Annotated in this window: 13 protein-coding genes; 5 read left to right on the forward strand and 8 right to left on the reverse strand. The window is 34.5% G+C overall.

Annotated features, from left to right (window positions below; genetic code table 11):
* Positions 1–24 precede the first annotated feature (24 nt).
* The 7 genes from proB to IWX83_RS08675 all read right to left on the reverse strand — a co-directional run bounded on the left by proB (position 25) and on the right by IWX83_RS08675 (position 8,324).
* Positions 25–786 carry a glutamate 5-kinase gene (gene proB, locus IWX83_RS08645; protein WP_196829060.1) on the reverse strand — a complete coding sequence of 254 codons (762 nt, stop codon included), beginning with the start codon at positions 784–786 and terminating at the stop codon, positions 25–27.
* A 143-nt stretch (positions 787–929) separates the two neighbouring features.
* Entirely contained in the window at positions 930–2,126 is a 1,197-nt protein-coding gene (locus IWX83_RS08650; RefSeq protein WP_196829062.1) for a glutamate-5-semialdehyde dehydrogenase, read from the reverse strand.
* Positions 2,127–2,190: 64 nt separating this feature from the next.
* A complete protein-coding gene (locus IWX83_RS08655; protein ID WP_196829064.1) occupies positions 2,191–3,330 on the reverse strand; it encodes an aspartate aminotransferase family protein in 1,140 nt (379 codons plus the stop codon).
* Between the two features lie 130 nt (positions 3,331–3,460).
* Positions 3,461–4,438 (reverse strand): N-acetyl-gamma-glutamyl-phosphate reductase, encoded by a 978-nt coding sequence (gene argC, locus IWX83_RS08660; RefSeq protein ID WP_196829066.1) that lies wholly within the window; start codon positions 4,436–4,438, stop codon positions 3,461–3,463.
* A gap of 256 nt (positions 4,439–4,694) precedes the next feature.
* Positions 4,695–5,888 carry an argininosuccinate synthase gene (locus IWX83_RS08665; protein WP_196829068.1) on the reverse strand — a complete coding sequence of 398 codons (1,194 nt, stop codon included), beginning with the start codon at positions 5,886–5,888 and terminating at the stop codon, positions 4,695–4,697.
* A 155-nt stretch (positions 5,889–6,043) separates the two neighbouring features.
* Entirely contained in the window at positions 6,044–6,661 is a 618-nt protein-coding gene (locus IWX83_RS08670) for a GNAT family N-acetyltransferase (RefSeq protein ID WP_073354163.1), read from the reverse strand.
* 478 nt (positions 6,662–7,139) lie between these two features.
* A complete protein-coding gene (locus tag IWX83_RS08675; protein WP_196829069.1) occupies positions 7,140–8,324 on the reverse strand; it encodes a hypothetical protein in 1,185 nt (394 codons plus the stop codon).
* A 342-nt stretch (positions 8,325–8,666) separates the two neighbouring features.
* Between IWX83_RS08675 and IWX83_RS08680 the strand changes: the two genes are divergently transcribed.
* Complete coding sequence (locus tag IWX83_RS08680) at positions 8,667–9,014, forward strand: SdpI family protein (protein WP_196829071.1); 348 nt, start codon at positions 8,667–8,669, stop codon at positions 9,012–9,014.
* 105 nt (positions 9,015–9,119) lie between these two features.
* On the opposite strand, the gene fahA is transcribed toward IWX83_RS08680, so the two are convergent.
* Positions 9,120–10,403 (reverse strand): fumarylacetoacetase, encoded by a 1,284-nt coding sequence (gene fahA / locus IWX83_RS08685; RefSeq protein WP_073354158.1) that lies wholly within the window; start codon positions 10,401–10,403, stop codon positions 9,120–9,122.
* A 108-nt stretch (positions 10,404–10,511) separates the two neighbouring features.
* Here fahA and glyA point away from each other — a divergent pair, with 108 nt between their 5' ends.
* From glyA to IWX83_RS08705, 4 genes are all read left to right on the forward strand, one after another.
* A complete protein-coding gene (gene glyA / locus IWX83_RS08690) occupies positions 10,512–11,786 on the forward strand; it encodes a serine hydroxymethyltransferase (protein ID WP_073354156.1) in 1,275 nt (424 codons plus the stop codon).
* Between the two features lie 159 nt (positions 11,787–11,945).
* Positions 11,946–12,539 (forward strand): tRNA-(ms[2]io[6]A)-hydroxylase, encoded by a 594-nt coding sequence (locus tag IWX83_RS08695; protein ID WP_073354155.1) that lies wholly within the window; start codon positions 11,946–11,948, stop codon positions 12,537–12,539.
* A gap of 176 nt (positions 12,540–12,715) precedes the next feature.
* The gene (locus tag IWX83_RS08700) at positions 12,716–13,282 is read left to right on the forward strand and encodes an AraC family transcriptional regulator (RefSeq protein WP_073354153.1); all 567 of its coding nucleotides are present in this window, start codon (positions 12,716–12,718) and stop codon (positions 13,280–13,282) included.
* Between the two features lie 22 nt (positions 13,283–13,304).
* Positions 13,305–13,757 (forward strand): response regulator, encoded by a 453-nt coding sequence (locus IWX83_RS08705; RefSeq protein WP_175542105.1) that lies wholly within the window; start codon positions 13,305–13,307, stop codon positions 13,755–13,757.
* Positions 13,758–13,899: the final 142 nt, after the last annotated feature.

Below are 13,899 nucleotides of genomic sequence, written 5' to 3' on the forward strand. Positions count from 1 at the left end.
TTGTTTGAAAATTCAATATTCGAATTAAATTATTTTTGTAAAAGGAATTTCATTTTTTAAAGCTTTCAAAATAAAATTGTCATCCAAGCCGTTTACAATCCAAGTTTCAATATTGGCAGCCTTAGCAATTGCCGAAGCTTCAATTTTAGATTGCATACCGCCAGTTCCGTGAGAGGATTTTGAATCGGCAATTTCTTTTTCTAATACTTTTAAATCACTTACCAAGGAAATCGTTTCTGGAACGGCATCATGTAAAGAGTCTTTGGTGTAAATTCCGTTTGTATTAGTGGCAATAATCAGAATATCAACATCTAATAAAACGGCTGTTAAAGCGGCTAATTTATCGTTGTCACCAAAGCGAATCTCATCAGTTGCTACCGTATCATTTTCATTAATAATAGGGATGTAATTATTTTTGACTAAAACGTTGATAGTGTTCACAATGTTGACCTTAGATTGTCCCCTCTCAAAATCCGAATACGAGAGTAAACATTGCGAAATTAGTAATCCTAAATCACTGAAATTCTCATGGTAAATCCGCATCAAATGAGGTTGTCCTATCGAGGCCAGCGCTTGTTTTACAAACACATCTTGGTCTTGATTTTCTAGTTTTACAAATTGTTTGGCTGCAGCAATTGCACCTGAACTTACAATGATAAACTCGTACTCCTCTTGTAAAGCAGCGATTTGTATGCCAATATCCTCAATCTTTCCTCTCGAAATATGATTGGTTTCCTTGGTTAAGGTATTACTACCTATCTTTAATAAAATTCTTTTTTTAGCCATTTTTTTAACCGCAAAGTGCGCAAAGTTAATTTTTAAACTAAACGTTTATAAACGCTAAGTTCGCAAAGTGTTGTGTTAATATTTTGTATTCTTACTTTTTCAATCTGCAATCAAAAATCGTTAATCTTCAATCAAAAATCTTTTTACCTGACTTGCCCATTTCCATAAATATACCACTTATTAGTAACTAAATGTTGCAAGCCAATTGGTCCGCGTTGGTGTAATTTGTCTGTGCTTATCGCCAATTCGCCTCCAAGACCAAATTGTCCTCCATCAGTGAATCGGGTTGAGGCGTTTTGATACACGGCTGCCGTATCTACATTTTCCATAAACTCTTGCGCAATGCTATCATTTTTTGTGATTATCGAAGCAGAATGTCCGCCACAATATTTGTTGATTTTATCAATCGCTTCTTGATCCGAATTGGTTGTTCCAATTACAATTTTGTAATCTAAAAATTCTTCATGCCAAATCAAATCCGACTCAATCTGCGGTATATTACCTATTTTTGAAACGCTTTCATCGCCTAGAACAATGACGTTTCTTAATTGTAATTCGGTGATTACTTTCCTGGCAAATACTTCCCAATTTTCCAGATTAGTATCAATCAACACTTTATCTAAAGCATTACAAACCGATATATTTGAGGTCTTTCCGTTAATAATAATTTGGAGAGCCTGATCTAAATTAGCTTCAGCATTTACATACACAAAATTATTTCCACGACCACTTATAATTACCGGGCAAGTAGCGTGCTTTTTAACAAAAGCGATTAAGTTTTCACCACCACGAGGAACAATTAAGTCGACCTTTTGTGTTGGTTGCTCTAGGAATGCTTGCGTTTCTTCTCGGTTGTAATTCAAATATTCTACCCAGTCAGCAGCAATTTCATTATCCTTTAATGCTTGATGCCATAATTCGATAATTTTTAAATTGGACAGTACAGATTCTTTTCCACCTTTTAGCAGAATTTTGTTACCTGATTTTAAGGCAATTCCTCCCGCTTCAACGGTAACATCTGGTCTGGATTCATAAATAATCAGGATAGTACCAAAAGCGGCTGTTTTATTGCTAATTTTCATACCGTTTTCATGCGTAAAATGAAATCTTTCCACACCAACAGGATCATCTTGATCAGCCAATTGATTCAAGGATAGAATCATATTATCAATCTTTGTATCATCAACTAATAAACGTTTCTCCATTGCCAGGTCATCTCCAGAATAATTACTTAAATCCTGTTGATTTACTGTCTTTAAAATGGCTCTTTCTTCTTCGAGAAGAACTGCCATTCGCTTTAAAACTGCATTTCGCTTTTCTATAGTTAATAGTTTGTTCATACATTTGTTTTAGACGGTCAAAGACCGGTATTCACTTCCTCAAAGTCGGAGACTTTGCGGAGCATTATCGTTTTATTTCTACTAAACTTTCTTTTAAAGCTGTAATGAAAGTATCAATCGCTTCTTTCTTGATTGTCAGTGGTGGTAGGATTCTTAATAAATTTTTATTGCTGGCACTTCCTGTAAAAATATGTTTTTCAAGAATTAGTTTTTTTCGCAAGGCACTTACATCAAAATCAAATTCGACACCCAGCATTAAACCTCTTCCTTTTACCTGGATAACCTCGGGAATGCTTTTTATTTGTTCCTGAAAATAGGCAGAAATAGCGATGGCATTATCCATCAATTTCTCTTTTTCAATAATATCTAAAACGGCTATTCCCGCTGCACAGGACAGATGATTTCCGCCAAAAGTAGTTCCTAACATTCCATATACTGCTGGAATATGATGACCAATTAAAACGCCTCCAATAGGGAATCCATTTCCCATACCTTTTGCAATGGTAATAATATCGGGTTTGATGTTATGATGCTGAAAACCAAAAAACGCACCTGTTCTGCCATACCCAGCTTGAACTTCATCCAAGATTAAAACTACATCATAGGTTTTGCACAATTTTTCTAGCGTTTGAAAAAACGCTGTTGAAGCTTGATCTAAACCGCCAACACCTTGAATGGATTCAATAATGACTGAGGATACATCTCCTTTTTTTAATTCATTTTCCAAAGCAGTAGCATCATCGAATGCTAAGAAAGTAACTTTTTGTTGCTTGTTTAAAGGCGCATTAATTTTTTCATTGTCGGTTACAGCAACCGCTGCAGAAGTTCTTCCGTGGAAAGAGTTTTTGAAGGCAATTACTCTTGATTTACCATTGACAAAAGAAGCTAGTTTCAACGCATTTTCATTGGCCTCAGCTCCAGAACTACACAAGAATAAATCATAGGCTTCGCAGCCGGAAAGTTTTCCAAGCTTAGCTGCTAATTCTTCTTGAATTGGATTTTGAATCGCATTGGAATAAAAGGCCAAATGATCCAATTGATCTTTTAGTTTGGCGACATATTCTGGATGAGTATGACCAACTGAAATGACAGCATGTCCGCCATAAAGGTCTAAATATTCGATTCCTTTGTCATCGGTAATGATGCAATCCAGTCCTTTTACTGGAGTGACATCGTATAAAGGGTAAACGTTAAATAAGTTCATTTTATTAAAATTTAAAGATTTAAAGATTGAAGAATTTAAAGATTTTAGAATAGTCTAAAATTTCAAATTTCTATAATTAGAATTTCATAATTTTTCAATCATTAAATCCTTCAATCTTATAATTTTTTTTTTAAAACCCGCTTGGTTTCAAATATAATCCTGTTGTTTCTTCCAGTCCAAACATCAAATTCATGTTTTGAATCGCTTGGCCAGAAGCACCTTTTACTAAATTATCAACTACGGATGTAATCAATAACCGGTTTCCTTTTTTTAGCAAACTTATAATGCACTTGTTTGTTTGAACCACTTGTTTCATGTTGATTTCAGTTGTAGTGATTGTTACAAATGGTTGGTCTTTGTAAAAATGGTCATATTTTGCAACAACAGCCTCTAAACTTTCTTCTATTGTGGTGTACAATGTGGCAAAAATTCCTCTGGCAAAATCTCCTCTGTTGGGTACAAAAATTAATTCGTTTTTGTAATCGATCTGCAATTGACTGACACTTTGATTTATTTCTCCCAAATGTTGGTGGTCAAATGCTTTGTAATGCGACATATTATTGGATCTCCAACTAAAATGCGTTGTCTCTGAAGGGGAAACTCCAGCGCCAGTGCTTCCTGTTGTAGCATTTATATGAACATCAGTAGTTAGCATTCCGGCTTGCGCTAAAGGCAATAATGCCAATTGAATAGCAGTTGCAAAACAACCTGGATTGGCAATAAACTGAGCGTTTTTAATGGCTTCTTTATTTAATTCTGGTAAACCGTAAACAAACGAATTTCCTTCAAATGTTGCGTCTTTTGTCAAACGAAAATCATTTCCTAAATCGATGATTTTAGTGTGCGCGGCAAATTGATTTTGTTCTAAAAATGATTTGGATTTTCCGTGTCCCAAACAGAGGAAAACAACATTTACAGTAGGATTTACAGTATCAGTAAAATTCATTTGGATATCACCCAACAAATCATGATGTGCCACTGATAACGGTTTTCCAGCATTAGTTGTGCTGTAAACAAAATCAATGGTTGCATGGGGATGAAACATCAATATTCTGATTAATTCCCCTGCTGTATATCCCGAACCACCTATTATTCCAACGTTGATCATACTCTTTATTATTTATTTTAGACCTATATCTCTTTTACTATTCTTCTGCAAGGTTTTTAAATATTTTAAATCAGACCTACAAGTTTTGAGAAAGACCTTGCACGTACAAACTAAATATTCTCAAACTATTTTAGGTAGGCGAGTGCGTGAGGGATAGAAGCGGCATCCTTTTGTGAAGCGTTAGCGGAACAAAAGATACAGCAGATAGCCCGACCCGTAGTTTTTACGGAGGGTCACGCCCAAACACTAAGAATTATTACACGTACGTTTCCTTGTTTACCGATGAAAATATGTTTTGCGCATTGCCTAAAATTTTGATAAATCCTTTAGCATCGTCAGCGGTCCAGGCATTGTTCATTTCGCCATATTGACCAAAACCAGTGTTCATTAAATCATTATCCGACTCGATTCCGTCCAACGTAAAGTGATACGGTTTTAACGCCACGGTCACCGTTCCATTCACTGTTTTTTGTGTGTCTTCCAGAAAAGTTTCGATATTTCGCATCACTGGATCCAGAAATTGACCTTCATGAAATAGCATTCCGTACCAGTTTCCTAGCTGTTCTTTCCAATGCTGTTGCCATTTGCCCAAGGTGTGTTTCTCTAATAAATGGTGTGCTTTGATAATAATTAAGGGTGCAGCAGCTTCAAAACCAACTCTTCCTTTAATCCCAATTATCGTATCGCCAACATGAATGTCTCTCCCAATGGCAAAAGCGCTCGCTAATTTTTCAAGTGCAACAATATTATTTGAGGGTTTATCCTTCTTGCCATTTACGGCAATTAATTCTCCTTTGTTAAATTCTAAAGTCACTTTTTCTTCACCTTCTTTTTGCAATTGTGAGGGATACGCTTCACTAGGCAACGGAAGGTTCGAAGTCAAGGTTTCTTTACCGCCAACACTAGTTCCCCAGAGTCCTTTATTGATTGAATATTGCGCTTTCTCCCAAGAATATTCCACTCCATTTGCCTGTAAATAAGCTACTTCCTCTTGTCTGGATAATTTTAAATCACGAATTGGCGTGATGATTTCAATTTCGGGAGCAATGGTTTGAAAAATTAAATCAAAACGGATTTGGTCATTTCCTGCACCCGTACTTCCGTGAGCAATTGCATCAGCACCAACCGATTTGGCATATTTTATCGCTTCCATAGCTTGAAACACGCGTTCAGCGCTCACAGAGAGTGGATACGTATTGTTTTTTAGCACATTGCCATAAATCAAATACTTGATCGCTTTATCATAATATTTATCTACGATGGTAAGGTTCGTGTGTTGTGCACTTCCTAACTCGTAGGCTCTTTCTTCAATTGCGGCTAGTTCGGCTTCGTCAAATCCTCCTGTATTCATAAGAACGGTATGAACTTGGTATCCTTTTTCGTTCTTCAAATATTTCAGGCAATACGAGGTATCTAATCCTCCACTATAAGCTAATACTACTTTTTTCATAATTATTATTTTTTACCATCCTCTCCCGATGCTTCGTGACCTTCCGAAGGAAGGGAAGCCAAAACTGGCGAAAGAGAATTTTATTTGTTCTTCTACTTAATTTGTTGCTTTTTCTTTCTTGACTCCCTTCTCTTCCGGTAGGATTGGGAAGGGGATTACTTTTCTAAGAAAATAGCTTGTTTAATTTTTTTCAAACGATTCCAAATCCGGACATTAAACGGATGTTTGGGAGGGTCTTTCTGTTTTTCTTTGGGATCATATAACATGCCGGTGCACAAACACATTTTGTTTTCTTTGCTTTTTAGGATTTCATAATTGGTGCAGGTTTGACAACCTTTCCAAAAACTTGGATCATTCGTCAATTCTGAAAAAGGAACGGGCTTATAGCCTAAATCGGAATTGATTTTCATTACCGCTAAACCAGTTGTGATTCCAAATACTTTAGCGTCTGGATATTTCTCTAAGGAATAATCAAAAACAAAGGATTTTATTTTTTTGGCTAAACCTAAATTTCGGTAATCTGGATGTACAATCAGTCCTGAATGAGCCACAAATTTGCCGTGTTGCCAACTTTCGATATAACAAAAACCGGCAAATTTTCCATTATCTAAGGCGATAACCGCATCTTTGGTTTCCATCTTTTTTTTGATGTATTCTGGAGTTCTTTTAGCAATTCCAGTACCTCTTAAAAGGGCGGATAATTCTATAGTTTCGCATATTTCCTGCGAATATTTATAATGTTCTTCCTGAGTTGTTGTGATAGAAATATTCATTTCAAGAGCTGAATTTTGAGTTAAACAAAGAGCAATAGGTTTGTATTTGAAATAAATTTTCAGCAAAAGTTAGTACAATAGACCTATAATCTATTGCATAACAACGAATTGAATAACAATACGATGTTGAAAAATTAATAGTATTTTTTGGATGGATAGCTCCAATAATAAATAGCGGTGATTTCAAAACAAGAAAAAATAAAAAATGAATAAAAATATATCAGAACACTTGAGGAAACTATACTAATAGCATCCGTACTTCGGGAGAAGTACTAGGTCTGTTTGTCCGTGAGATAGGAGTTATATTTAAATTGCTGTTATTCATTGAGCCAAAAGTACACTATTTTTTATAACACAAGACCTATTTTTCTTTTTCTAACAAAATTTTAATGGATTGTTGATTTAATGTAGAACAAAAAAACTCCTTGATCAATTGATTTATCAAGGAGTTCGATGAAAAGATATTTATTTTTGGAGCCTAATTTCTAAATCGGTTTCGGCTTATAATGTCTTTAATTTTAGCTTTCAAGTCTTCTCCGGTATCATAAACCATCTGTTCACTATTAGGAAAAGGAACTGGATTTCTGTCAAAATAAGAGTAGTAATTGTCGTCAGAAGCGCGTCGGTCTCCTTTGTAAGTTGCGTAAATATTCTCAAAAATGAACTCGCTACTGATTGGAAAAGAGTGTAACAATTGATTGCTTCTTAAATTCAAATAGTCAATCTTAGCGGTAATTTGGCACAATTTAAACTGTCTGAATTCATAAATCCTGGCCGTTACGGTTTTAAGATTATCCACCATAACTACTTTTCCTTTTTCGTCAACGACTTCTTTTCCATTCGCGTCAATCAGTTTTTTGACACCATCTTTTATGATGCGTTCTTTCACAAATTCCCTTTCTTTAATTTGCTCTGGTGAAATAAAGATTTGGCGAAAATTGATTACCATTCCATAATCATAATCAATTCCTTTTTGCTTATTGCTGTGGTAAACAGTCCATTTGTCATTTAATCCCAATGTGCTGAAGTCCAATAGATCATTTTGAAGCCGAACAGGAATAATCATGTTGGTTTCATTTTTGGTATACACCGAAACATAATCAGAACCTTTAAATTGTGCTTTTTGCAGCAGCTGTATTACGTTTTTGTAATTTGGATTTATTTGGTTCAAATACTCTAAGTCATCATACGCTTTCCTAAAGTTCATCTTGTCCGTTGTTGCCATTAATTTTTTAGCATTGGCATATAAATACCCTGATAATGCATTTTTGCTATCTATAATTTGATCGTTGTAATTGTCAAACGGAAAAATAGCGTTTCTGCCTTCTCTAAGTAGCTTTAGCGGAAGCAACGGTTTGATGGTTTCCTGCCGTTGATTCAATTGTAAATACATAGTATACATTTTCTCCAATTGCGCTGGATTGGCATCTTTAGCAAGCAAATTTATGGAATTCAAATCCCGTTCTTTTGCTTTGGCGAAAGCCTCTTCTAGCAAATAAACATAGTCTTGTTTGCCTTTTTTATCTTTATTAGTACGCAAATTAGACACTGCATTTTCGATAGCCTGATCATAATTGCCAGAACTTAATAAGTTTTGGATTTGCTTGACACCGCATGCTGAAACAAGGATAAACAAGAATAATAACAGCGTAATTTTTTTCATAAGCATTCCTTTTTAGCAAGTTTGTATCAATTTGTATCTTTCAAAAGTGGTTCAAAAATAAGAAAATTATTAGAGGTTCATAATTTTATTAGTCAAAATATAACGAAAACGATTCTAATTTTAATGGAGCTACTTCCAGCTATTCGTTGCAAGTTTATTGGCATCAGGCTGTTTTTGTAAGCCCTAAAAGGAGCTTCCTTTGGTCGCTCTTTTAGAGCAACAAAAAACAAACCTTCGGCTGCATAAAGCTTTTCGCTGCTATCTGGGCTCTGGGGTGATGAATTAAGTAGTACATTTGGATTGTTGCAAGCGAATTATCGAGAAATACAAAATAAATATTCCATGTTTGAAAACCCTTTATTTTTAATTCCATTTATGACGGGACTGATTTTTACAGTAGTGGGTTTTATTATGCTGAAATTTCCACCAACTAAAATAAATTCGCTGTATGGTTACCGATCGGAAAACGCCATGAAAAGTCAAGAAAGATGGGATTTTGCTCAAAATTATTCCTCAAAAGAAATGATTAAGTTGGGATTACTATTAAGTGCTTGCTGCATTTTTAGTTTCGTAACAAACTTTAATCCTACTACAAATCGGAATATTGGTTTGAGTCTTTTGATTGTAATGGTAATTGCGCTTTTGTTGCGAGTGGAAAGAGCGATCAAGAACAAATTTGGTACGCAATAATAACCAGATTCAACTGATTTTAGCAGGTTATTTTGGTGTATAGTTTAAAATAAAAAACTCCAAAAGTGTACACTTTTGGAGTTTTATTTATAGTTTTTTAGAATTTCATTTTCTAACGAATGGAGGCAGTAGTTTACTGGAAACTTCTCCAAAACCAATTCTTACATGTCCGTTTTGACAAAAACCTTTCATAATAACAGTGTCATTGTCATTGATAAACTTACGTTCTGTTCCATCATTTAGTTTAATTGGGTTTTTTCCTCCCCAAGTAAGTTCTAGCATGGAACCAAAACTATCTGCAGTAGGTCCTGAAATAGTGCCTGAACCCATCATGTCTCCTGAATTTACACGACACCCATTAGAAGTATGATGTGCTAATTGCTGGCTCATTGTCCAGTACATGTATTTAAAATTTGAACGTGAAATTACCGTCGGTTCTGCTTTTTCAGGTTGAATGGCTACTTCTAAATTAATATCAAAAGAATGCTTTCCTTTTTGTTGTAAATAGGGCAGTGGAGTTGGTTCTTGTTTTGGTCCTTTAGTTCTAAATGGTTCCAAAGCATCCATTGTCACAATCCAAGGAGAAATTGAGCTTGCAAAACTCTTAGCTAAGAACGGTCCTAGTGGCACATATTCCCATTTTTGAATATCGCGCGCACTCCAGTCATTCAGTAAAACCATTCCAAAAATATAATCTTCCGCTTCTGTAACGGCTATATTTTCACCCATTATATTGACATCAGTGGTAATAAAAGCGGTTTCCAATTCGAAATCCACTAAACGAGAAGAGCCAAAAACTGGTGTAGTTTCGCCATTTGGTAACGTTTGTCCCATGGGACGGTGAACCGGAATACCAGATGGAACTATTGTAGAACTTCTACCGTGGTATCCCACAGGAATGTGAAGCCAGTTAGGTAGCAATGCATTTTCTGGATCACGAAACATTTTCCCTACATTAGTTGCGTGCTCTTTACTGGAGTAAAAATCAGTGTAATCACCTATCAATACAGGCAACTGCATTTCAACATCCTCTAAATTGAAAATGATAATGTCTTTGTCTTTTGCATTACCTTGTAATTTAGGATTGGTTACATCAAAAATTTCTGCAATTCGATTTCGAACCAAACGCCATGTTTTTTGTCCATCAGAAATAAAGTCATTCAAAGTGTCCTGCATGAACATATCATCGGTCAGTTCAATACCTTCAAAATAATGTAATTGTTGCAAAGCGCCTAAATCAATGGCGAAATCTCCTATTCTAGTCCCTACGGTTACGACGTTTTCTTTTGTAAGAAAAACACCAAACGGAATGTTTTGAATGGGAAAATCACTGTTCGGATCTACTTCAAGCCATGATTTTCTATTGGTATCGTTAGCTGTTATCGGCATATTTTGTTAATTAATTTGTTAAAAAATTACTCGTCAAATATATTATAATCTAACTATTAACCAAACGTTTTTTTGTATTTTTGCATCAAATTAACGAAAATCAAAAAAATGCAACGCGACGAACAAATTTTTGACCTTATTCTGGAAGAACAAGAAAGACAAATTCACGGATTAGAACTTATTGCCTCAGAAAACTTCGTAAGTGACGAAGTAATGGAAGCGGCTGGTTCAGTTTTAACGAACAAATATGCTGAAGGATATCCTGGCAAAAGATACTACGGCGGTTGCGAAGTAGTTGACGTTGTGGAGCAAATTGCAATTGACAGAGCCAAAGAATTATTTGGAGCTGCTTATGCTAATGTGCAGCCTCACTCTGGTTCTCAAGCTAACACAGCGGTTTACCACGCGTGTATTAAACCGGGAGACAAAATTTTAGGTTTTGATTTGTCTCATGGTGGACACTTAACTCACGGTTCTCCAGTGAATTTTTCGGGACGTTTGTATACTCCTTCATTCTATGGTGTAGACAAGGAAACGGGAAGATTAAATTATGATAAAATTCAAGAAATAGCAACAAAAGAACAACCAAAATTGATTATTGCAGGTGCCTCGGCATACTCTCGTGATATGGATTTTGAGCGCTTCAGAGTAATTGCTGATAGTGTTGGAGCTATTTTGTTGGCTGATATTTCGCATCCAGCGGGACTAATTGCCAAAGGTTTGATGAATGATCCATTGCCTCATTGCCACATTGTAACTACTACAACACACAAAACATTACGTGGACCTCGTGGAGGTTTAATCTTGATGGGTAAAGATTTTGAAAATCCATTTGGTTTAACAACTCCAAAAGGCGAAATCAGAATGATGTCTTCTTTATTGGATTTAGCTGTTTTCCCTGGAAATCAAGGAGGTCCATTGATGCACATTATTGCTGCAAAAGCAGTAGCTTTTGGTGAAGCATTGAAAGATGAATTTTTTACCTATGCTTTACAACTGCAAAAAAATGCTAATGCGATGGCAGATGCTTTTGTAAAAAGAGGATACGAAATCATTTCTGGTGGAACGGATAATCACATGATGTTGATTGATTTAAGAAATAAAAATATTTCTGGAAAAGATGCTGAAAATGCATTAGTCAAAGCAGAAATAACAGTTAATAAAAACATGGTTCCCTTTGATGATAAATCTCCATTTGTGACTTCAGGAATTCGTGTAGGAACAGCAGCAATCACCACTCGAGGTCTAGTTGAAGAGGATATGGAAACTATTGTTGCTCTTATCGACAGAGTATTATTGGACCACACTAACGAAGAGGTTATCGAAGCAGTAGCCAATGAAGTAAACGAAATGATGAGCGAAAGAGCTATTTTCGTATACTAATTTTTTTAGTTTAAGGCTTAAGGTTTAAAGTTTAAAGTTTTGGAATCAACAATTATTAAATACTATTAGGTATTTAAATAATGTAATTGGTCTCTAAATTTTAATTTTAAACCTTTTTCTTTAAACCTTAAACTTTTTTAAACTTTAAACAAATTTTCAATGTCTGTACTAAGATTAAAATTACCTACGGATCCTAGATGGGTTAATATTGTAGAAAAAAATATCGAAGAGATCTTAACCGATCACGCTTGGTGTGAACAAAAAGCTGCTACAAATGCCATAACGATTATAACAAACAATTCAGAACATCAAGATTTAGTAAAAGATTTATTGGCTTTAGCCAAAGAAGAAATTGATCATTTTGAGCAAGTACACAACATAATTATCAAACGTGGATTGAAATTAGGACGCGAGCGCAAAGACGATTACGTGAATGAACTGTATTTGTACATGAAAAAAAGTGGTACAGGAAGTAGAGTTTCGGCTTTAGTGGAACGGTTATTGTTTTCCGCTATGATAGAAGCTAGAAGCTGTGAACGATTCAAAGTGCTTTCAGAAAATATTCAAGATGAGGAATTAGCTGTATTTTATAGAGATTTAATGGAAAGTGAAGCAGGACATTATACCACTTTTATTACTTATGCTCGGAAATATGGAGTAGGAATTGATGTAGAAAAACGCTGGAGAGAGTGGCTGGAATTTGAGGAATCGGTTATTGCAAATTATGGTAAAAATGAAACGATTCATGGGTAAGTAAGATAAGTTTTATTTTTAATTAGTCAATTTATACTACTCCTATTCTGAAATTGCGCTTCGCTTGTTGGCTTAATTGTGACTTTCTTTTACTAATATGTATTAAAAGGTATCGATTCGTGATTTTTGGTCTACTTTTATAAAATTTAATTAATGTTCAATAACTTATTCACTTAATGAAGCTCAATTATAATTATGATGGAAATATTGCTTGCAAAAGAATATTAGAAGACCACTTAGATAAATTAAAGATAGAATACCATATTTTAGGCTTAAGTCAAATTGAGATTAATGATGATGTATCCTTAGAGACTTTCGAAAAACTACAGTTGGAACTCGATCAATATGCCATTCACATTATTAATAATCCAAAAGCACAATTGATACAAACCATTAAAGATAGCATTGTCGAAATTATTTATGAAAAAGATAAATTTCCAAGTACGACGATTTCGCAGTATTTATCTGAAAAGCTAGATTTACGATACGGATACATCACCACTCTTTTTTCGGAGTATACTTATACATCAGTCGAGAATTTCATTATAATTCAAAAGATTGAAAGAGCCAAAAAATTAATTTTAGCTGAGAAATTAAGTTTAACAGAGATTTCTTATGAATTGAATTATAGTAGCGTGGCCTATTTATCAACACAATTCAAAAAAGTAACTGGATTAACGCCTTCCATGTTTAAAAGAATAGTGGATAAAAAAAGACTTTTATCAAAGAAAAAGATTAAATAGAATATTCCAAACCATTAATTTTATGATTAATAAAATAGATAGAATTCATATTTTGATTGCAGATGACGACGAAGAGGATTTGCAACTTTTTAATGAAGCTTTAGCCGAACTAAAAATGGACTATAAACTGACCTCGTTTAAAGATGGTAAAGTTTTAATTGATTATCTGGAAAATCTGGAAAATAAGTTGCCTCATATTTTATTCTTGGATTTGAACATGCCTTGTAAAACAGGACATGAATGTCTTAAAGAAATAAGATCAAATTCGCGGTTCATAGATGTTTCCATTGCAATATATTCAACCTCCTCGTCAGAAAAAGATATTGAAGATAGTTTTGTACAAGGCGCTAATATTTATATAAAAAAGCCGAATGATTTTTCTAAACTTAAAAAGGTAATTAAAGACGTAGTAAATATGGACTGGCAGTATCAGTCTTCAGGTTTAAACAAAGAAACCTTTTTTTATAGTTTGTAAATACGAACACATCAAAATTTTAGATTATTTTAAAATTGGCGATGATTCAAAATGGGCTAGGCTATGTAGAAACTTTATAAAATAGTTTTCTGGATGGTAAATTTTATTAAATTCCACTTAATGCTTAAAACTGTTTTTGGTT

The sequence above is a fragment of the Flavobacterium sp. CG_9.1 genome (genome assembly GCF_015751645.1).
GTDB lineage: Bacteria > Bacteroidota > Bacteroidia > Flavobacteriales > Flavobacteriaceae > Flavobacterium > Flavobacterium xanthum.